This is a genomic window from Enterobacter sp. PGRG2, assembly GCF_030291195.1.
GTDB lineage: Bacteria > Pseudomonadota > Gammaproteobacteria > Enterobacterales > Enterobacteriaceae > Enterobacter_D.
The window spans coordinates 988,031-988,363 of the sequence record NZ_CP127837.1 but is presented as its reverse complement, the minus strand read 5'-3'; the positions used below and the strand labels follow the sequence as shown (position 1 = coordinate 988,363).

Here is a 333-nt window from a genome sequence, read left to right as displayed (position 1 = left end):
CGAGGTTGTGCTGGCAAGATTGGTGCCGACGTCAGACACGGTGCCGCCCAGCGAGGTCACGGTAGTGGTCACGCCGCTTAATGTCGTGCCCACGCCATTGACGTTTGAACGATCACCTATACCGTTGGTGATGCCGCTGCCGGTGGTATCAATGGCGGTGCCAACGCCGCTGACGGTGGTCGCCACGGTGGAGGTCACCGGATTGCTGGTGGGCAACTGGCTACCGAGGTTATCCAGAGTGGTACCGACGCCAGAGAGGGTTTCGCCGGTATCGCTGAGAATAGTGCTGACCGCGCCGTTCGCGGCGGTATCCGTGCCGCCTGAACCGCCATC

Annotated in this window: 1 pseudogene; it reads right to left on the bottom strand. The window is 62.5% G+C overall.

Features of this window, described 5'->3' with window-relative positions:
• Positions 1-333, bottom strand: a pseudogene (locus tag QRD42_RS04210) (hypothetical protein); the annotation flags it as partial.